This window comes from Peredibacter starrii, from assembly GCF_034259205.1.
In the GTDB taxonomy this organism is placed as follows: Bacteria; Bdellovibrionota; Bacteriovoracia; order Bacteriovoracales; family Bacteriovoracaceae; genus Peredibacter; species Peredibacter starrii.
In genome coordinates, this window is record NZ_CP139487.1 from 131,835 (window position 1) to 150,538 (window position 18,704).

The window sequence follows — 18,704 nt, forward strand, 5'->3', positions numbered from 1 at the left end:
CCTTATTTATTAACTAGACCTAGAAGATAGTTGGCACCAAAATCGAAAAAGCCGAAGACAAATCCGAAGATAGTTACAGCAATTAGAATCACAAAAGTGTGTCTCCAAGTTTGCTGGCTATCTGGCCATACTACTTTCATAATTTCTTGATAAACATTCGTCAGAAACTCTGAAGATTTTGGGTTCTTCATAATTCCTACGTATGCTCCAACAGCGATAAGCACTGACACTACTTGAGTGAGAGCGTGGAAGTAAGGAATCATTGTCTCTAAAGCAAACCATTCAGCAAGCTTTTCGAAAAAACTGATAAGAACGTAACCAACTAGAATGCAGACAACAGCAACAGTAGCCTGAATCCACTTCTTGCCTTCATCATTAGAAGCCACAGCCATTTAAAACCTCAATTTAATCTGAAACGAACTCACATTTATGCAAAATCATAAGAGTTCTGTCTACAAAAAAATGTATTTGATTGACAAGTTGGGCACGATTCTTGCGTAACTAAAAACCGACTAGGTCGTGTGCAGTGCAAAAATCGTAGAAGTTGGCGGGCGCAGAGGGACTCGAACCCCCAACCTGCTGATTTGGAATCAGACGCTCTACCGTTGGAGCTATACGCCCAGAAAACTGGAATAAAAAAGGCCAACCGAGGTGTTTAGTCTCGGTTGGCCGAGTCGCTTTAAATATTAAGCAAGAATATCAGAAACAGTACCGGCACCGATCGTACGACCACCCTCACGGATAGCGAAACGAAGACCCTTCTCCATAGCTACTGGAGCGATAAGCTCTACAGCGAAAGAAGTGTTATCGCCTGGCATAATCATCTCAACGCCATCGTTAAGAGTGATTGAACCAGTTACGTCTGTAGTTCTGAAGTAGAACTGAGGACGGTAACCTTTGAAGATTGGAGTGTGACGTCCACCTTCTTCTTTTGTAAGGATATAAACTTCGCAACGGAATTTAGCGTGAGGCTTAACCGTTCCTGGTTTAATCATACACTGACCACGTTCAACGTCTTCACGCTTCGTACCACGAAGAAGAAGACCAACGTTATCACCAGCACGACCTTCATCAAGAAGTTTACGGAACATTTCAACACCAGTGATTGTTGATTTTTGAGCTTCTTTGATACCGATGATTTCGATCTCTTCGCCCACTTTCACGATACCACGCTCTACACGGCCAGTTACTACTGTACCACGACCAGAGATTGAGAACACGTCCTCAACTGGCATAAGGAATGGCTTATCGATATCACGAGCTGGAGTCGGGATATATGAATCAACTTGATTCATAAGTTCGATGATTGCGTTTTTACCGATCGCTTCGTCACGGTCTTCAACAGCAGCAAGAGCAGAACCCTTAACTACAGGAATATCGTCACCAGGGAATTGGTACTTAGAAAGAAGCTCTCTGATCTCCATTTCTACTAGATCAAGAAGCTCTTTATCGTCTACTTGGTCAACTTTGTTCATGAATACTACGATCGCAGGTACACCTACTTGACGAGCAAGAAGGATGTGCTCACGAGTCTGAGGCATAGGGCCGTCAGCAGCAGAACAAACTAGAATAGCGCCGTCCATTTGAGCAGCACCAGTGATCATGTTTTTAACGTAGTCAGCGTGACCCGGACAATCTACGTGAGCGTAGTGACGGTTAGCTGTTGTATATTCAACGTGCGCAGTATTGATTGTAATACCACGAGCTTTTTCTTCAGGAGCTGAATCGATGTCAGCGTATGATTTAGCTGTACCACCGTAAACTTTTGCCATCGTCATTGTGATAGCAGCAGTTAGTGTTGTTTTACCGTGGTCTACGTGACCGATAGTACCGATGTTTACGTGCGGCTTACTACGATCAAATTTTTCCTTAGCCATGGGGCTTCTCCTTCAAAGTTATTAAGGTCCGAGTTATCTGTGTTTTTGACTGGTAGAGTATGCTCCACCTTGCCTTTAATGACAATAAAAAAAACCTACCGGCCACATAGAGAAATGGAGCTCACGACGAGGATTGAACTCGTGACCTCTTCCTTACCAAGGAAGTACTCTACCACTGAGCCACGTGAGCTTTAAATCTATCTATGGGGATTAAATAAGGTTTGTGTTGCTCCATCTCATTAAAATGGAGCGGGCGAAGAGATTCGAACTCTCGACATCCACCTTGGAAGGGTGGCGCTCTACCAACTGAGCTACGCCCGCAGTTCTAAAAAATGGTGGCGTGGGGTGGATTCGAACCACCGAAAGACGAATCTGGCAGATTTACAGTCTGCTCCCTTTGGCCACTCGGGAACCACGCCGATTCCTTCCTAATTTTGTTGAACCCGAAGGGTTCATCAGAATTAAGTGGAGCTGCTCACAGGAATCGAACCTGCGACCTACGGTTTACAAAACCGTTGCTCTACCAACTGAGCTAGAGCAGCCCATACATCCTCGATAATATCGATGAGTTTGAAATTTATAATGTCAGCAGCTTACGAAATCAAGCTTTTTTAAGTTATAAACCAAAACATTTTTCCATCGCAATGGCGGCGGCGTTGGAAACGTTAAGGGATTTTATCTCTCCTTGAGAGGGAAGAGACATGTTTTTCTGCACTAAACGTGCGACAGCATTAGAAAGTCCGGTTTCTTCGGCACCCAGCAGCAAACAAATTTTATTCTGGGTTCGGATCTCGTTTTGAGACAAATTTTCGGAAGAATGTTCCGACAACCCTACCGTTAAGTAGCCCGCTTCGTTTAACTGGCCAACAGCACGGCTTAAAGAATTCACACGAATTAGATTCACGTATTCAACTGCACCAGAGGCAATTCGATAGAATGAAGGTGTAAGTCCGAATGATTTTTCAGAGGGAACAAGCACTCCATTTACGCCATAAAAACAAGCAGCACGAAGAATGGCAGCACCGTTATGTACGTCTGTGATCTGATCAAGAGCAAGAAGACGAGCATTCGGACGCTTTAAATATTCTTGAAGTGTGAACGTCTGTATCGGAGACGTTTGTAGGTAAATCCCAGAGGGAACACGAGTGAAATCGAGATCCAAATGAGCACAAAGTTTCTTCGCCTGCTCTTGAAGAGCATGTGAAGAAAGAATATCAGTTTTTACATTGTAGTTTTTAGGAACGATTCGGTGTTTTTTCTGAAGTTCTTGCAGACCTTCATCAGTGGCCACCAATTTCATGTGAGAACGAGCAGGGTTTTTAAGCGCGGCCGCAATACTATGTAGTCCAAAAATTAAATCGAAATCAGCGCTCACAGAGGGCCCCCTAAATCATTTCACGAGTTTGTCTCTGTATAATGAGTTTAAGGGGCCTATTGCAAGAATTATTTAGGGATTAGGTCCTTTCTTCACGCCCAACGGCCAAGTTCTTCAAGCTTCTTCTTGATCGTCGGAACAAGATCATCTTTCTTCACTTTTAGCGTCTCACCAGTTTTACGAATCTTCACTTCGATTTCACCAGTAGCAAGATAATCTCTCTCACCAAGAGTCACACGAAGTGGAAGACCGATCAGATCGGCGTCCTTGAACATTTGACCTGGGCCAAGCTGACGATCATCGAAAAGCGTCTCTAGACCGGCTTTCTTGATGGAAGAATTGAGTTCTTCAGCAAGGGCCTTAGTCTCTGGAGTTTTTCCAATGAAACAAAGATAAACGTCGTATGGAGCGATTGAGGCCGGCCAGATGATGCCGTCTTTATCGTTATTTTGCTCAATTGCCGCCGCCATCACACGAGTCATACCAATACCATAACAACCCATAAGAGGTGTTACTCCCTTACCTTGCTCGTTTAGTACCGTTACTTTCATTGCCTTCGTGTACTTGTCACCAAGTTGGAAGATGTGACCAACTTCGATCCCTTTTTTAAGTACGATTTGATCGTCACCGATGTAATCGCCCTCTTTCGCCAGACGCATGTCTGCGCGGAAGTGCTTAGGTTTAGTATCACGAGCTGGAACGAAGCCCTTCATGTGGTGTTCTGGCTCGTTAGCGCCCACAACGTATGAAGCGTTCATATCGATCGCCTCATCATAAATTACCTTGAAGCCTTCAGCAGTTGTTCCTGGACCCATAAAGCCCTTCACAAGGCCCAAACGATCGAGTTCAGCTTGCTGAGCTGGACGAATGTGTTCAGCGTTTACTTTATTTTTAAACTTAACTTCGTTAAGAGAATCATCACCTAGTAGCATCACCATGAAGAACTGGTCTTTACCGTTGATCACAGAGTGCATAACCAGAGATTTTAGTGATTGAGTAATTGGCATGCCGTGGGCCGCACATACTTCTTCACAGGTCTTCTGGTTTGGAGTCGCGAACTTTGTCAGTTCCGCTGCTGGAGCAGAGGCGATGTTCTTACGAACTGTAATGGCCTTCTCAATGTTGGCGGCAAATTTTGTACGAGGAATAGTGACGACATAGTCCTCACCGTTATCGGCCACAACCTGAAACTCGTGGGTCTTTGCTCCACCCGCCGCCATGTTACCGCCGTCAGCTTCAACTGCAATAAATTCCAGACCCATACGACGGAAAATGTTTTCATAAGCGCCGTAGATCTCTTCGTAGAATTTATCCAAAGAGTCTTTATCGTTATGGAATGAGTAACCGTCTTTCATAATGAATTCACGAGCACGCATAAGACCAAAACGTGGACGAATCTCATCACGGAATTTTGTATTGATGTGATATAGGCAAACTGGAAGTTGCTTATACGAATTCACCGTACGGCGAAAAAGATCCGTCACCGTTTCTTCGTTTGTCGGAGACACGCAAAGCTCACGCTCTGCACGGTCCTTCATCTTGAGCATCTGTCCGCCCATGGCGTCCCAGCGACCTGATTCTTGCCAAAGTTCAGCAGGAGTAATTACCGGCATGAGAACTTCAAAACAGTTGATCTTATCTAGCTCTTCGCGAACGATGTTTTCAATTTTTTTATAGGTTTTGAATGCCATCGGCTGAAGCGTATAAAGACCAGCGCCAGTCTTATAAATAAGACCTGCACGGATCATCAGTTGTTGTGAAACAACTTCAGCATCGTTTGGAGTTTCTTTTAATGTTTGCCAGTAACCTTGGGACAGTCGCATAGTTCCTCTTATTTAAAAAAGCTTTCTTTATAGTAATCTTTGAGTTCGATATAAACTTTTAATTCGCAAGACTCAAGTAGAGTTCCTGCTTTCACTACCGGAGAAGTATTTTCTACTTCTACGATTTCTAACTCCGTTTCCATTTGCGGGCCCGGACAATTTTTGTAATCAAAAATATAAAGGACCATGTTGAATCCACCCGGAAGTGCCAGTGGCTCAATCTCTTTCAAATACACGCCTTCACCTTTCATAAAACTCATCATGCTGTTCTGACGGTAGATTGGCAGTTCAAATGATTGAGTTAACTTATAGTCCTGACCGGGACGAAGATTCTCCCAGGTAGTTGCTAAAGCACTGAATGAAATTAGAAATAAAGCGATAAATAAACGCATGAACCCTCCGTGGTAATCTCTCTATTCTAGCTCAAAGAGAGACATTATGAAATTTAGATCGCACTAGAAGCACTGCTTCAACGCATTTTCTTCCAGACGTCGTAAATCAACTCTCCCTCTACTTTCACGGGATGATGATGAATACTCATACTCTGCTCCGAGAATGGTTTCATGAGCTCTTTATAGACGGCCGCAGTTGAAAGTCCGTACTGCTCACCTTCTTGGTTAGAGTAAGCAAAATAAACTTCCTTAATTCCTGTCATATACATCGCCGCAAGACACATGGGACAAGGATTTCCACTGGCATAAACCACACAACCATCAAGTCGGGGAGATTTTAAAATCTGACTCGCTTTCCGAATGGCAGAGAGCTCAGCGTGATCAGTGGGATCATTGGTTTTACCAATTTCATTCACACCAGTTGCGAGAACATTTCCATCTTTTACAATCACAGCACCGAAAGGCCGTCCGTGTTCATTCGTCACGTTTTTCCGAGCTAAATCGATTGCCATTTTTAAGTAATTCTCAGCTGTACTCATAATCACCTCTTGAACTAGACTGAAGCTTATATGATCACGTTTAGAACCGCCACCCCTACTGATGCCGATGCTTTGAACCTACTGGTTAACTCAGCTTACAGAGGAGATTCCTCGAAGAAAGGTTGGACCACCGAGGCAGATTTACTAGGTGGGCAGCGCACTGATGCAGAGAAAATTCTGGAGATGATCCAGGATCCATTTTCACGTATCGAACTTGCGATGGAAAATGATCAGATTCTCGGATGCGTGTATCTGAAACAAGAAAATGAAACTCTCTACTTTGGTATGCTAACAGTAAATCCTGATATGCAGGCCAAGGGGATTGGAAAACTACTTTTGAATCATCTCGAAACCGTCGCACGACATCTGAAATGCCATACTATTCGCATGACTGTGATCAGTGTGAGGTCTGAGCTCATCGCTTTTTACGAGCGACGTGGCTATCAATTTACGGGGAAAACAGAACCGTTTCCGGAAAAGGATCCGCGCTTTGGTCTACCCAAGGCCAAACTTCTCTTTCACGAATTCGCGAAGAAATTAGTGTGAAACTGTAATGAATTGCGGAAGCTTATGAGCTTCACGAACTTCTGCCTTAAGAGCAGAGGCCGATACGATTTCATAAGCTGAAGGCGTATCAAGAAGCTTGCGGCAAAGCATGTTGTGAAGGTTGTGACCTGACTTATAAGTCGTGATCTTACCCGCGATCTCATAACCAAGAAGACTCACGTCTCCGATAGTATCTAAGATTTTGTGGCGAACGAATTCATTGTTAAAACGAAGACCCTCAGGATTCATCACTTTATAATCATCGAGAACGATGGCGTTATCTAGTGAACCACCTTTAATAAGGCCCTTACGCTTAAGCATATCTACATCACGTGCAAAACCGAAGGTACGAGCACGAGCGATATCTTGAATGAAAGACTCACATGAGAATTCAAAATCAAAACGCTGAGTCTTAATTACCGGGTGAGCGAACACGATTGTTGAATCAATCATAAGATTTGAGTGAGGATCAAACTGGGCCCACTTTCCATCTTTTTCTACTCTTACCGTATCAAGAATCACTAAGAATTTTTTTGATTTATTGAGGTTCTTAATGCCTGTTTCCTTAAGAAGGAAAACGAAAGAAGCACCAGAACCATCCATAATTGGAACTTCCGGGCCATCGATTTCGATTAAGCAGTTATTAATACCTAAACCATAGAGTGTACCAAGAAGGTGTTCTACAGTATGAACAGCACCAGCGCCTTCGCCGAGTGTAGTTGCGTTTTCAGTTGTACCAACTGTCAATGCGTTAGCTTTCATAGGTTGAGAACCTGAAATATCAGTACGCACGAACTGGATCCCGAAATCAGCTTCCTGAGGAATAAGCTTCATGGTCACTTTCTTACCGGAATGAAGTCCAATCCCAGTTACTTTCACATCTTTCGCGAGCGTTCGTTGATAAATCATTTCTAACCTTATAAAAAGTCGTACCTAGCCGTTCAATTATAAACGAATTTTGTAACTTTGTATTAAAGAAAATTGTGCTGTATGTACATGACTTGACTAGATTGGTCAACGACTCTAGGAAATATGTTGAATCGCTATTTCCGACAATAATCGTCCTCTAGGCGTACGAAGGATAAGTCCTTGCTTTAATAGGTACGGTTCATAGACTTCTTCGATGGTTTGTTTATCCTCACCAAGCGTTGCTGACAGAGCGTCGATTCCGACTGGCCCACCCTGATAGTAATTTTTCATCACTGAGAGGATTTTGCGGTCCATAGAGTCGAGTCCGAGGTCATCGATATCAAGGAGACTTAAAGCGGCCTTCACCTCTTTAATTCCCACGGTATGAGTGCCATTTACCAAAGCGAAGTCACGCACACGACGAAGAATTCGGTTCGCAATACGAGGAGTTCCACGAGAGCGACGAGCGATTTGCATTTTCGCGTCTTCCGCCAAAGTGATGCCCATCTTGCGGGCATTATTTAAGATGATGATCGCGAGCATTTCTGGCTCGTAATAATCAAAGTTTAAGTGAGCGGTAAAACGATCGCGCAGAGGATTTGAAAGAAGGCCCGAACGAGTCGTCGCCCCGATCAATGTAAATTGAGCGAGATCAATTTGCATGGTTCGGGCAGAGGCACCCTGGCCAATTAAGATATCCAGACGGAAATCTTCCATCGCAGAATAAAGAATTTCTTCCACTGTAATGTGCATACGGTGAATCTCATCAATGAAAAGCACATCGCGAGGTTTTAAGTTCGTCATCACCGCCGCGAGGTCACCTTTCTTCTCAATTGCGGGACCTGAAACCACATGAAGTTCAGAACCAAGACCCTTTGCAATCAGCATCGCCAGAGAGGTTTTTCCCAGACCTGGAGGTCCAGAAAGAAGCACGTGATCCATCGCTGTTTTACGAACGAGGGCCGACTTCACCATAAGGTCGATGTTATCCACGACTTTTGATTGGCCAATAAATTCAGAGAAATTCTGGGGACGGAGTTGCGCCTCTTGCTCTTTTTCAGTGCGAGTGGTTTCGCCATCCATAATTCTATCCGCCATAAATTACCTAAGTTCCTTTAAAATCATTTTCACCAGGTCTTCCGGTTTCTTCACGCTACCTTCTTGAAGGTGACGTTGAATCATAGGAAGGACGTCCTGATCCTTGAAGCCCAGACCCTGACATGCGGCGAGAGTTTCTTTCACCAAGTGGGCGTCCACTTGATTTTCTTTTTTCGTCTTCACCCCTGCTTTCACCGGATTTTCTTTTACCGCAAAACCAATTTCAAGTTTTGCGATTTTATCTTTAAGTGAAAGGACGATTTGTTCCGCACTTTTCTTTCCTACACCCGGTGCAGATTTTAGCACATCGACGTTCTCAAGAGTGATCGATGAAATAATTTGCTGAACGCCTAAGTGAGAAATTAGGGAATAAGCGGACTTTGGCCCAATTCCATTTACATCGAGAAGCATTTCAAAAAACTTTTTATCTTCAGCGGTCTCAAATCCGTACAAATCCTGAGATTGTTCACGAATGATGTGTGAGATAAAAAGGGCCGTATCACGATTAGGAACCATCGGCGTTGATGTATGAATTTCGTAACCCACACCCGAGGCAGTTAGTAGCACTGATTTTTGAGAATCAGAATAAACAACTGTGCCTGAAATATATCCAATCATACTGCCGGTTCCTTAATTTTATGAGCGAGAGCAGAAGCAAGTCCGTTCCCCATCTTTTTTGTTTTCTTCGGTTTTTCGGGAGCGACTACCATAGTAGTTCCACGATTTAATAAATGGCAAAGCGCGATTGCTACAGCATCACTTTCATCGTGAGTTTTAAAATTCGTGATACCTAAAATCTGCGCGAGAACTTTTTGAATACCTTCTTTATCGGCGTGACCGTGGCCCGCGACCGTAGACTTCACCAGGTTTGGTGAGTATTCATAAATTTTTTGATGATGAGTTTGCGAAAGCGCCGCGAGCATCGTGCCACGAGATTGAGCGAGCTTAATCAGGGCAGATGGGCTTTTGACGAAAATCAAAGACTCGAGTGCAATTTCATCCGGCGAATACTTTTCCATGAGACCCATGGTCTGATCGTAGATGTCTTTTACCCTGTGCAAAAATTCATCGCCCTTATCGAACTTCAGAATGCCGGAAGCAATATAGTTAATCTTACGACCCTCTTTTTGCAAAAGAGCGTAACCAGCTGTCACAGATCCTGGGTCAATGGCGAGTACAATCAAAACGCGTTCCTAGAATAGATATACGGAAATTGTACACATGAACGGCGGGTGCCGTCTAGCTGGCAGATCTGCCTTTAAGATAATTACCAACGTAGAACACAAAAGAACCAATAACTAGCTGAGCTAGCTCTAACCTTCCGTAATCACCATTTTGAATACCGGAAATAAAACACAAACCCACAGCAACAAGGCCAAAAATCTGCATTCCTAATCCAACATAAAACATTGCTTTCATAAAACTAGAGATACTGCACCGACGCTAAATAAGAAAGGACTTTTTGAGGCGAACCTTTTATAGTTTAAAGATATTTATGACTGCAAGAATTCTTGCCGCCGCACCAGTGGTGGAACAAATTAAAAAAGACCTCATTCAAAGATGCGAGTCCTTAAAACAACAAGGGCATACGCCATCCATGTGCGTGGTTTTGGTTGGAAACAATCCGGCCAGTATGAGTTACATCCGCAATAAGAAAAAAATGTGCGAAGAAATTGGTGCTCAATTTCGTCTTGAGCATTTAGACGAAACCATTTCGGCGGACGAGTTTCTAAAAAAGATGGAAACTCTGAACAATGATCCGAGTATTAACGGCATCATTATTCAACTTCCAGTAAGTGATGAACTAAAAAATTTAGCGCTTCCTAATTTAGTGAAACCTTCAAAAGACATTGATGGCTTTCACGGCATGAATACTCAGAACTTGTATCTGGGCTCAACTGATCTCTCCCTCCTTCTTCCATGTACCCCGAAAGGGATCGTGAATCTTTTAAAGTTTTACCAGGTGGAACTTAAAGGGAAGAACGTGGTGGTAGTGGGACGCAGCTTGATTGTGGGTAAACCACTTTCAATGCTTCTATCTAACTTCGATGCCACTGTGACCATGGCCCACTCTCAAACTAAAAATCTAAGAGACCTGACTCGTCAGGCGGACATTGTGATCTCAGCGATTGGAAAAGCTCATTTCTTCGATCGCTCTTACTTTGCTCCTGAAAAACATACAATCGTTGTAGACGTAGGTATGAATTCCCTTGGTGGAAAACTTACTGGTGACGTTGATCAGCACGATGTGATGGATGTTGTTCGTGCCATTACACCGGTTCCAGGTGGCGTGGGCCCGATGACGGTAGTGAGCCTTATTCAAAATTTAATTTCTGCGACTGAAAATCAATTGAAAGGATAATTATGACAACTTTAAAGACATATCTTTACGATGAACACGTAAAGCTTGGGGGGAAGATCGTTCCTTTCGCTGGCTGGGACATGCCGGTTCAGTACTCATCAGTAAAAGATGAAGTTCTTGCGGTAAGAAATAACGTTGGGGTTTTCGACGTAAGCCACATGGGTGAGTTTTTTGTTGAAGGTGAAGACGCTGAAGCTTTCGTCGATGGACTTGTAACTAATGACATTCAAAACGCACCAATGGGTAAGGCCATTTACTCTCCACTTTGTCGCGAAAACGGCACAGTGATTGATGACCTTATCGTTTACAAACTTGCTCCAGGTCACGTTCTTGTATGTGTGAATGCCGGCAACATCGATAAAGACTTTGCTTGGTTTAAATCTAAGCACACTGGTTTTAAGTGTAACCTGACAAACCGCTCAAATGATTACTCGCTTCTGGCGATTCAAGGTCCGAAAGCTTTCGAAATTTTAAAACCACTTCTTAAAGATCTTCCGGAAATTGAGTACTACTCAGTTCATGAGACTGCTTTCGAAAATAATCCAGTGATCGTGGCCCGTACTGGTTATACCGGTGAAGACGGGTTCGAAGTTTTCGGAACTCATGAAGGCACGAAAGCTCTTTGGCAAAAACTTATGAGCGTTGGTGTAACTCCTTGTGGTCTTGCTGCTCGTGACGTTCTTCGCCTGGAAGTTTGTTACCCGCTTTATGGCCATGAACTTAATGATGAAGTGAATCCTTATGATGCAGGTCTTGGCTGGACAGTTAAGGGTGCAAAAACAAATTTTATTGGCAAAGAGGCACTCGCGCCTAAAAAGGCCAATTATAAGCTGGTAAAACTCATCCTTGAGAAAGGTATTCCTCGTGAAGGTTACCCAGTTTTAAACTCAAAAAATGAACCAATTGGAGTTATTACCAGCGGGACCATGTCAGTGGTTCTGAATAAAGGTATCGCTTTTGCTCGCATTCAAATTGATAAAGCACCAAGCGATGAAGTATTCATGGTAGATATCAGGCAGAAGCCTTATCCAGCGCAATTAACGAAAAAACCGTTTGTAACCGGAGGACATAAATAATGGCTACGAATATCCCTGCAAATTTGAAATACACAAAAGAACACGAGTGGGCACTTGTTGAAGGTGACACAGTAACTGTTGGTATTACTGATTTCGCTCAGTCAGCTCTTGGTGACATCGTTTTCCTTGAAGTTCCAGCAGTTGGAACTGATCTCAAAATCGGATCTACTTTTGGTGTTGTTGAATCAATCAAATCAGTGAGTGATCTTTACGCTCCAATCACTGGTGAAGTTGTAGGTAAAAACACTGATCTAGAAGGCTCTCCTGAGAAAATCAACGAAGACGCTTACGGATCGTGGCTTATCAAAGTCAAGGTTAAAGACGCTTCTGAACTGAACAATTTGCTAACAGCAGAGCAGTATCAAGAGTTTTGTAACAGCTCTCATTAATTTTTTTAAATTTTTAGGTGTCACTTTTTCGAGACAAATCGTGACACCTAATGCAAAAATTCCCATTTTTGTTTGGCCTTCCTCAAATCTACTCACAAAAGAAATTTCCATTCTAAAATTTTTCCTCGAAGGGTAAATCAGTCTTTACGAATCAGATGGGTTTATAGATACTCACGCTTCTGTAAAACACATATTCAGTTGTTAAGGATATTTTTTAATGGAATCGATTCAGCTCTTAAATACGGCCATTATTAAAAGCAAAGAGAAGAAAGTTAATCAATCATTCGAAGAAAGACTTAATCAAGTTTGTAATTCTCCAGTGATCGAGATCCTTAACAAATGCATCACTCAGTACGCTGAAACTCAGAAAATTTCTCGCGATCAAGCGGCACTACAAGTTGTAGAGGCCATCCGTGAATTAGATTCAATTTGGTCTGATTACGTGGTTATGGAAGGTATTGATCGTCTTAAAAACTTACTTAGAAATACTCACTAGCCTTTAACGACAAAACCCCATTCAATGACCGCCTTGCCATTTACAAGAAGATCTTGTGGCGGATTCGGGAAAGGTCCCGCTTGATTAAAAGATTCAATGGCGGCGTCATCCAGTTCTTTTACACCTGAAGCACCAAGTATCTTCACATTTACGATTTCACCTTTTGCATTCAAGGTGATTTGAAGAGATGTAATGTAGTCCTCTGAGGCCAGAGATCTACCTGAGCGGAAGATATTATTCGCCTTCTCCGCAATACTTTTGCCCCAGAATTGTTCTAGCTTCTGGCGAATGCGGTGGAAGAATCCATAGAATTTATATTCAGTGGTATTGAGATGAGTAAAGTCACCCAGACCAACTTCTTGGACGTAATCATTGGTCGCTGAGAAACCAACCGTTGAAGCATCACCACTTTTCATTCCAGCTTTTGATTCACTGGCCGGCGCTCGCTTAATTTCCTGAAGTGGTTCCGCCATACCTAGACCTAGATCAGAAAGCTTCACATCTTTGCGAGGTTTAGTATTGGCCTGTTTATTAACTTCCGGAGTTTTCTCTGCGGCACGAGTAACCTTTGAATCACCTAGTCCCGTGTTCTTAAAAATATCAACCTTCTTAGCGATCGTCTGACGATCAAAGGTTCTATCTTTGTCACTTAGGAAGGCCGAGTCTTTGGGCCTCTTGTTATTGGCCGAATCTTCTGATTGAACGATTTGTTTTTTCTGAACGAGCTTTGAGGCCTGAGGAACAGCCGTTGCTGGAGCGGCGGTTTCAGGTAGGAAAGTGAGTTTGATAACTTCCGGTTCAGGCTTGAAAGTGACCTTAGCAAAATCATCTCTAAACTTGATCAACATAAACGCCAAGTGGAGAAACAATACTCCACTGAAGAGATAAAAGAATGTGCGTTGTTGCTTAGAGAGGGAATGCATCTAGGACCTCCGTAGAAGTCCTATCGGCATAAAGAATCAAAATATTATTATTGGTTTTCCCAGAATCCTTCATCATCAATACTCGATGGCTTACCACCGGTAGATTGAGAATTTGGATCGAATACCTGAGTATCAGAGTTTGGATCAAAGCCAGTTACGAAGGATTCCAAAAAGCCATCTGTAGAGCCTGGAGGGAGCACTTTACCAGTCTGTTTATTCACCAGCATGCTAGTGATTCCATCCGGAACCGGGAAATCAGGAGCACCGTATTTCGGCATTGCAGATGACATATAATCAATGAAGATTGGAAGTGCCGCACGTGTTCCGGTTTCACCATAACCAAGAGGACGGTTGTCATCGAACCCGGCCCAAGTTCCTACTGCTAGCGTATCCGAGAAGCCCACGAAGAGTGCATCCACGTAATTGTTAGTTGTTCCTGTTTTACCACCGACATTGTAACCCAAAGCTTTACCGGCAGTTGCCGCAGTTCCGTAGGTCGCAACACCACGAAGAAGATTCGTCATCACAAAGGCCAGACGAGGATCATAAACTTGCACTGAACTTAAGTTCTGCTGGAATGGATTACCCTGAGGAAGGGCCGGAGCTGTTTCACCTTCAGCAACTTCTGGAGCTGGTTCTACTTTTGGTTTCTCAGTCTCAGGTGGCCAGGCCGCATCTGCTGGAGGGATTGGATATGATTTACCAGTACGATCTTTAATCGAAGTAATGTGACGAAGACGAACCGCCTTACCACCATTCGGGAAGACCGCATAACCTTTAGTAAGTTCCGCCAAGCTAATACCGAAAGAACCAAGTGATAAGCTCATGTCCTTTGGAATCTGTGCTTGGATATGGAAGCGATTCACAAACTCATGAATCTTATTCACACCCAGGTCTTGAACCAGACGAACAGTTGGAATGTTACGACTTACTTCCAGAGCGTTTCTGAAAGTCATTGGGCCTTTAAACTCTCCATCGTAGTTTCGAGGTTTCCAACTTAAAGAATCATCCACACCACCAAGGGCCTGCGGAGAATCCATGAGAATCGAAGAAGGATTGTAACCATTCTCTAAACCCGCGGCATAGATGAAAGGCTTGAAGGCCGATCCAGGCTGACGAGAGGATTGGATTACGCGGTTAAATTGAGATTTTTTAAAATCAACACCACCAACCAGAGTTACGATTTCACCGGTGTGAGTGTTAAGAGCAATGAGAGCACCTTCCACTTCTGGATCTTGATCGAGCGAAGCACGAATGAATTTTTGTTTTGCTAATAGAGCACGAAGAGCAGGATCTTTAAACTTCTTGAAGAAGTCTGCGCTGATCAATTGATCAGAAGAAACCGACTTATCCACGATATTCACCAGAACAACTGCACCACGTTTTAAGATCTTCGATGGAGTTTTTTGAGGCTGGAACCAATGAGGCTCTTCACCAAATTTTCTTTCATGGGCCCATTCAAAACCAGACTCAGGAATAATGACCTTTGTTCCTGCGATCTCAACCAGAATCGTGCGTTTAGCATCATCAACGGCCAATACCACACCTTGGTAGGCCTTATCTAATTGAAGGAACTTTAAGAAGGGATCGTTTTGCGAGTTTCCGATTTCAACCAGGCTCTGGAAACGTTCGTTTAGTTTTCCTTTCTCTTCTTCATAGTAAGAAAAAGTTTTTTCTAATGAATCATCATCTTCGTGAAACTCGAAAATGTTTTTACCGGCCGTGGTGTAAGTGAAGAAACTTGATTGCTCACGAAGAATACTTTTTCTTTGATCAACCAGGAAGGCCTTAATTTCTTCATCGCTTGTTAGTTGCTTAATCGCGCCTTTGAAACCTTGGCGCTTATCAAGTTCTTTGACGCGATCACGTACTGCTTTCTCGGCCTTGGATTGGAGTGACCAATCAAGAGTCGTAACAACTTTAAAGCCGTTAGTCAGGAACTCTTCAGTTCCGACCGATTTCATAACTTCCTGGCGAATCCAGTCAGTGAAGTGTCCACCCTTCACATCGTTAGTGCGACGGATGCGCATCTTGATATCTTCTTTCAGAGCAGCTTGATATTCTTCTTCAGTAATTTTCTTCGTCTCATACATACGCTTTAAAACGTAGTTCTGACGAACCTTAGCGTACTGCGGATTAACATATGGTGAGTAACGTCCTGGGGCCACCAGAAGACCGGCCACAAGGGCCGCTTCGGCCGGAGTTGCTTGGTTAAGATCTTTATCAAAGTAACCTTTGAAAGCGGCCTTAACACCGTAGTAACCACCACCAAGATAAACTTGGTTTAAGTATAAGAAGAGAATTTCATCTTTTGAAAATTTCTGTTCAATTTTGCGGGCAAGAAGGAGATCTTTAACTTTTCTCGAGATGGTACGTTCTTTAGTAAGGAGGAATGACTTCGCCACCTGCTGAGTAATCGTCGATCCACCTTGCACCAGACGACCTTCTTTCATGTTCACGATGAAAGCACGCACGATACCGTAATAATCGATACCTTCATGGTTATAGAAGTTATCATCCTCGGCAGCGAGGAAGGCGCCTACGACACGCTTAGGAATCTTATCAAAGGCAACCACTTCACGGGTCTCAGTCCCGATGTCCAAAAGCACTTCGCCATCTTTTGAATAAATGCGCGAGTTCATCGGAGGGTTATAATCTTTCAATGAATTAATCTGTGGAAGATCCATCGATATATAGAAGAAGAGTCCTACAACTGAGAAGACTCCAAATAGACACATAATCGCAAGGACTGCGAGGGTTTTTACCAGACGTTTCAAGGACATTCCTCTGTGAGATAAGTTCTTACTTATTTTAAGGGAAAATGGATTTAATGAAAGAATTACTCTTTATATTCTAATTCTTTGAGACTATCGCTCAGGATTTTAATTTTCTTCTCGGCATTTTCCAGGGTCGAACGACATTTACGATAAAGCTCGATTCCTTGTTCAAAACGTTTCAAGCTTTGATCTAGGTTCACATCTCCCGACTCTAATTCTCGGACAATCTTCTCAAGCTCTTTTAAAGAGGTCTCAAAGTCCAAAGTGGTGCTGTTTTTGGTTTCCATTCCATGATCCTGTTGTCGTTTTGACACTTACATTGGCCTTCATCTTCTCATGAAGAGACGAACTTCGACAAGTTTCCGCGATGTTAGAACGTGCGGACTAAATTGCCTATGCTAGGTTTCTGGCACATAGGTTGCTAAAATTTGCCTACGAGGGCATTTTTCGCCCACTCCATCAGGATAAAGGAGTCTGATTGAAAAATATTTGGGTGCCGTTATCAGGGCAAGTGGCCCAACAGCGCAAAGTTGAAACGATTGCTAACAATGTGGCGAACGCTAACACTGTTGGCTTTAAGAAAGATCAACTTGTCTTTAAAGAACATCTCACTGCACTCACTCAGGGTGTGGAAGATATCGACATTCCTCGCAAAGAATTTTCTCCTGCGGATTTCTATCACACTCAAGGTGTTGAGAACGCCATGGTGGCAGTTGATGGAAGTTTCACTATTTTTGAACAAGGTCAATTAACTCCAACCAGTAACCCGCTCGATGTGGGTCTACAAGGTGATGGATTTCTAGAAGTTCTGACTCCCACTGGTGTGCGTTTCACTCGTAAAGGAAACCTCTCATTAAGTCGTGAAGGTGAATTGGTAACAGATCAGGGCTTTAAGGTTTTGAGCTCTCTTAACGTTTCTAATGAGGCCCTTCGTGAACCGGCAGCGGCGGAAAGCTTTCCTAAACCGGAAGATCGCATTCTACGTGTTCCAACCAACATGAAACTCACAATCAATCAAGACGGTGAAGTTCTAACTCGTGATGGTGTGGTGGGAAAACTCTCGGTTGTAGAATTCCAGGACAAGCACGCACTTCGTAAAGAAGGTAACTCTCTTTACATCACTCCGGATGAAACAAACATTAATAGAACCAATATAAAAACCACCGTGAACCAAGGTTTCCTGGAAGGGTCTAACGTGAATGCCATCGAAGAAATGTCGGAGCTGATTAAAGCTCACCGTCACTTTGAGTCCATTCAGAAGGCCATCAATACTTACGACAGTATTTCAGGGAAAGCGGCCAACGACATTGGTAAATTTTAATAGGAGAGATCATATATGATTCGCGCACTCCACACATCAGCAACTGGAATGGCAGCTCAGGAATCAAACGTTAACACGATTTCTAACAACATCGCGAACGTTAACACGACTGGCTTTAAGAAGGCCCGTACGGAATTTGATGATCTTCTGTATGAAACTGTTCAAGAAGCAGGGGCGAAGTCTTCTGGTAATACTGAATACAATGTGGGTCACCAGGTTGGTTCAGGTGCACGCGTTTCGGCCACTCGTAAAATTCATTCGCAAGGTTCACCTCAAATGACCAACAACCCTTATGATCTTATGATCAATGGTGAAGGGTTTATGGGTGTAGTCGCTCCAAACGGCGAACTAAAATACACTCGTGACGGCTCATTTAACGTCGATGCTCAGGGTAATCTCGTGACTCGCGCGGGCCACCGTGTGTTCCCGGGAATTGTTGTTCCACCAAACATCATGCGTATCAATATTGCAGAGAACGGCACTGTAGAGGCCTTCACTCGTGATTCAGTTGAGCCGATTAATCTTGGGCAAGTTCCAGTTTTCACATTCGTGAACCCGACTGGTCTTCGCTCTGATGGTGGAAACCTTTTAGCTGCTACTGCAGGTAGTGGTCAGGCGATTCAAAACGTCGCCGGTGAAAATGGTTCCGGCATTCTTATGCAAGGGGCGATTGAGGCCTCCAACGTAAACGTAATGAATGAAATGACAGATTTGATTAAGGCCCAACGTGCTTATGAGATGAACTCAAAAGTAATGGGTGTAGCGGATCAGATGCTTCAAACCATCAACAACGTTAGATAA

Annotated in this window: 21 protein-coding genes and 5 tRNA genes; 7 read left to right on the plus strand and 19 right to left on the minus strand. The window is 43.4% G+C overall.

The genetic code is table 11. From position 1 onward, the window contains the following. Window positions 1-2 precede the first annotated feature (2 nt). From secE to SOO65_RS00765, 11 genes are all read right to left on the minus strand, one after another. Window positions 3-392, minus strand: a complete 390-nt coding sequence (secE, locus tag SOO65_RS00715) for a preprotein translocase subunit SecE (RefSeq protein WP_321395463.1) — start codon at window positions 390-392, stop codon at window positions 3-5. 153 nt (window positions 393-545) lie between these two features. Then, window positions 546-621: transfer RNA gene (locus tag SOO65_RS00720), tRNA-Trp, on the minus strand. Window positions 622-686: 65 nt separating this feature from the next. Continuing rightward, window positions 687-1,877, minus strand: a complete 1,191-nt coding sequence (gene tuf / locus SOO65_RS00725) for an elongation factor Tu (RefSeq protein ID WP_321395441.1) — start codon at window positions 1,875-1,877, stop codon at window positions 687-689. A 115-nt stretch (window positions 1,878-1,992) separates the two neighbouring features. After that, a tRNA-Thr gene (locus SOO65_RS00730) sits at window positions 1,993-2,067 on the minus strand. A gap of 55 nt (window positions 2,068-2,122) precedes the next feature. Further along, a tRNA-Gly gene (locus tag SOO65_RS00735) sits at window positions 2,123-2,198 on the minus strand. Between the two features lie 12 nt (window positions 2,199-2,210). Continuing rightward, window positions 2,211-2,296: transfer RNA gene (locus SOO65_RS00740), tRNA-Tyr, on the minus strand. A gap of 47 nt (window positions 2,297-2,343) precedes the next feature. Then, a tRNA-Thr gene (locus SOO65_RS00745) sits at window positions 2,344-2,419 on the minus strand. Window positions 2,420-2,493: 74 nt separating this feature from the next. Then, a complete protein-coding gene (locus SOO65_RS00750; RefSeq protein ID WP_321395465.1) occupies window positions 2,494-3,252 on the minus strand; it encodes a TrmH family RNA methyltransferase in 759 nt (252 codons plus the stop codon). Between the two features lie 92 nt (window positions 3,253-3,344). Next, window positions 3,345-5,075 (minus strand): proline--tRNA ligase, encoded by a 1,731-nt coding sequence (locus SOO65_RS00755; RefSeq protein ID WP_321395467.1) that lies wholly within the window; start codon window positions 5,073-5,075, stop codon window positions 3,345-3,347. 8 nt (window positions 5,076-5,083) lie between these two features. After that, window positions 5,084-5,467 carry a hypothetical protein gene (locus SOO65_RS00760; RefSeq protein ID WP_321395469.1) on the minus strand — a complete coding sequence of 128 codons (384 nt, stop codon included), beginning with the start codon at window positions 5,465-5,467 and terminating at the stop codon, window positions 5,084-5,086. A gap of 77 nt (window positions 5,468-5,544) precedes the next feature. Next, entirely contained in the window at window positions 5,545-6,006 is a 462-nt protein-coding gene (locus SOO65_RS00765; RefSeq protein WP_321395471.1) for a nucleoside deaminase, read from the minus strand. 30 nt (window positions 6,007-6,036) lie between these two features. Between SOO65_RS00765 and SOO65_RS00770 the strand changes: the two genes are divergently transcribed. Continuing rightward, window positions 6,037-6,552 carry a GNAT family N-acetyltransferase gene (locus tag SOO65_RS00770; protein ID WP_321395473.1) on the plus strand — a complete coding sequence of 172 codons (516 nt, stop codon included), beginning with the start codon at window positions 6,037-6,039 and terminating at the stop codon, window positions 6,550-6,552. Here the strand turns inward: SOO65_RS00770 and lpxC are convergent. The 5 genes from lpxC to SOO65_RS00795 form a co-directional block, all read right to left on the minus strand. Beyond that, the gene (lpxC, locus tag SOO65_RS00775) at window positions 6,544-7,461 is read right to left on the minus strand and encodes a UDP-3-O-acyl-N-acetylglucosamine deacetylase (protein WP_321395474.1); all 918 of its coding nucleotides are present in this window, start codon (window positions 7,459-7,461) and stop codon (window positions 6,544-6,546) included. The genes SOO65_RS00770 and lpxC overlap by 9 nt on opposite strands. A gap of 114 nt (window positions 7,462-7,575) precedes the next feature. Beyond that, on the minus strand, window positions 7,576-8,559 hold the full coding sequence (gene ruvB, locus SOO65_RS00780; protein ID WP_321395476.1) for a Holliday junction branch migration DNA helicase RuvB: 984 nt from the start codon (window positions 8,557-8,559) through the stop codon (window positions 7,576-7,578). 3 nt (window positions 8,560-8,562) lie between these two features. Beyond that, the gene (ruvA, locus tag SOO65_RS00785; protein WP_321395478.1) at window positions 8,563-9,177 is read right to left on the minus strand and encodes a Holliday junction branch migration protein RuvA; all 615 of its coding nucleotides are present in this window, start codon (window positions 9,175-9,177) and stop codon (window positions 8,563-8,565) included. Next, complete coding sequence (gene ruvC, locus SOO65_RS00790) at window positions 9,174-9,743, minus strand: crossover junction endodeoxyribonuclease RuvC (protein WP_321395480.1); 570 nt, start codon at window positions 9,741-9,743, stop codon at window positions 9,174-9,176. Before ruvC ends, ruvA begins: the two co-directional genes overlap by 4 nt. Before the next feature lie 55 nt (window positions 9,744-9,798). Continuing rightward, window positions 9,799-9,948, minus strand: coding sequence for a hypothetical protein (locus SOO65_RS00795; protein ID WP_321395482.1), 150 nt, complete (start codon window positions 9,946-9,948; stop codon window positions 9,799-9,801). 106 nt (window positions 9,949-10,054) lie between these two features. Between SOO65_RS00795 and SOO65_RS00800 the strand changes: the two genes are divergently transcribed. The 4 genes from SOO65_RS00800 (at window position 10,055) to SOO65_RS00815 (ending at window position 12,882) form a co-directional block, all read left to right on the plus strand. Further along, entirely contained in the window at window positions 10,055-10,921 is an 867-nt protein-coding gene (locus tag SOO65_RS00800; RefSeq protein WP_321395484.1) for a bifunctional 5,10-methylenetetrahydrofolate dehydrogenase/5,10-methenyltetrahydrofolate cyclohydrolase, read from the plus strand. Between the two features lie 2 nt (window positions 10,922-10,923). Further along, a complete protein-coding gene (gene gcvT / locus SOO65_RS00805; protein WP_321395486.1) occupies window positions 10,924-11,997 on the plus strand; it encodes a glycine cleavage system aminomethyltransferase GcvT in 1,074 nt (357 codons plus the stop codon). Continuing rightward, the gene (gcvH, locus tag SOO65_RS00810; RefSeq protein ID WP_321395488.1) at window positions 11,997-12,386 is read left to right on the plus strand and encodes a glycine cleavage system protein GcvH; all 390 of its coding nucleotides are present in this window, start codon (window positions 11,997-11,999) and stop codon (window positions 12,384-12,386) included. The genes gcvT and gcvH overlap by 1 nt, the downstream gene beginning before the upstream one ends. A 217-nt stretch (window positions 12,387-12,603) precedes the next feature. Continuing rightward, entirely contained in the window at window positions 12,604-12,882 is a 279-nt protein-coding gene (locus SOO65_RS00815; protein ID WP_321395490.1) for a hypothetical protein, read from the plus strand. Here the strand turns inward: SOO65_RS00815 and SOO65_RS00820 are convergent. The 3 genes from SOO65_RS00820 to SOO65_RS00830 form a co-directional block, all read right to left on the minus strand. Then, complete coding sequence (locus tag SOO65_RS00820; RefSeq protein WP_321395492.1) at window positions 12,879-13,805, minus strand: energy transducer TonB family protein; 927 nt, start codon at window positions 13,803-13,805, stop codon at window positions 12,879-12,881. The two genes, SOO65_RS00815 and SOO65_RS00820, sit on opposite strands and share 4 nt — an antisense overlap. 47 nt (window positions 13,806-13,852) lie before the next feature. Further along, on the minus strand, window positions 13,853-16,582 hold the full coding sequence (locus tag SOO65_RS00825; RefSeq protein WP_321395494.1) for a penicillin-binding protein 1A: 2,730 nt from the start codon (window positions 16,580-16,582) through the stop codon (window positions 13,853-13,855). A 62-nt stretch (window positions 16,583-16,644) separates the two neighbouring features. Continuing rightward, window positions 16,645-16,869 (minus strand): exodeoxyribonuclease VII small subunit, encoded by a 225-nt coding sequence (locus SOO65_RS00830; RefSeq protein ID WP_321395496.1) that lies wholly within the window; start codon window positions 16,867-16,869, stop codon window positions 16,645-16,647. Window positions 16,870-17,060: 191 nt separating this feature from the next. On the opposite strand from SOO65_RS00830, the gene SOO65_RS00835 reads away from it, so the two are divergent. Next, on the plus strand, window positions 17,061-17,903 hold the full coding sequence (locus SOO65_RS00835; protein WP_321395498.1) for a flagellar hook-basal body protein: 843 nt from the start codon (window positions 17,061-17,063) through the stop codon (window positions 17,901-17,903). A gap of 15 nt (window positions 17,904-17,918) precedes the next feature. After that, window positions 17,919-18,704, plus strand: coding sequence for a flagellar basal-body rod protein FlgG (flgG, locus tag SOO65_RS00840; RefSeq protein WP_321395500.1), 786 nt, complete (start codon window positions 17,919-17,921; stop codon window positions 18,702-18,704).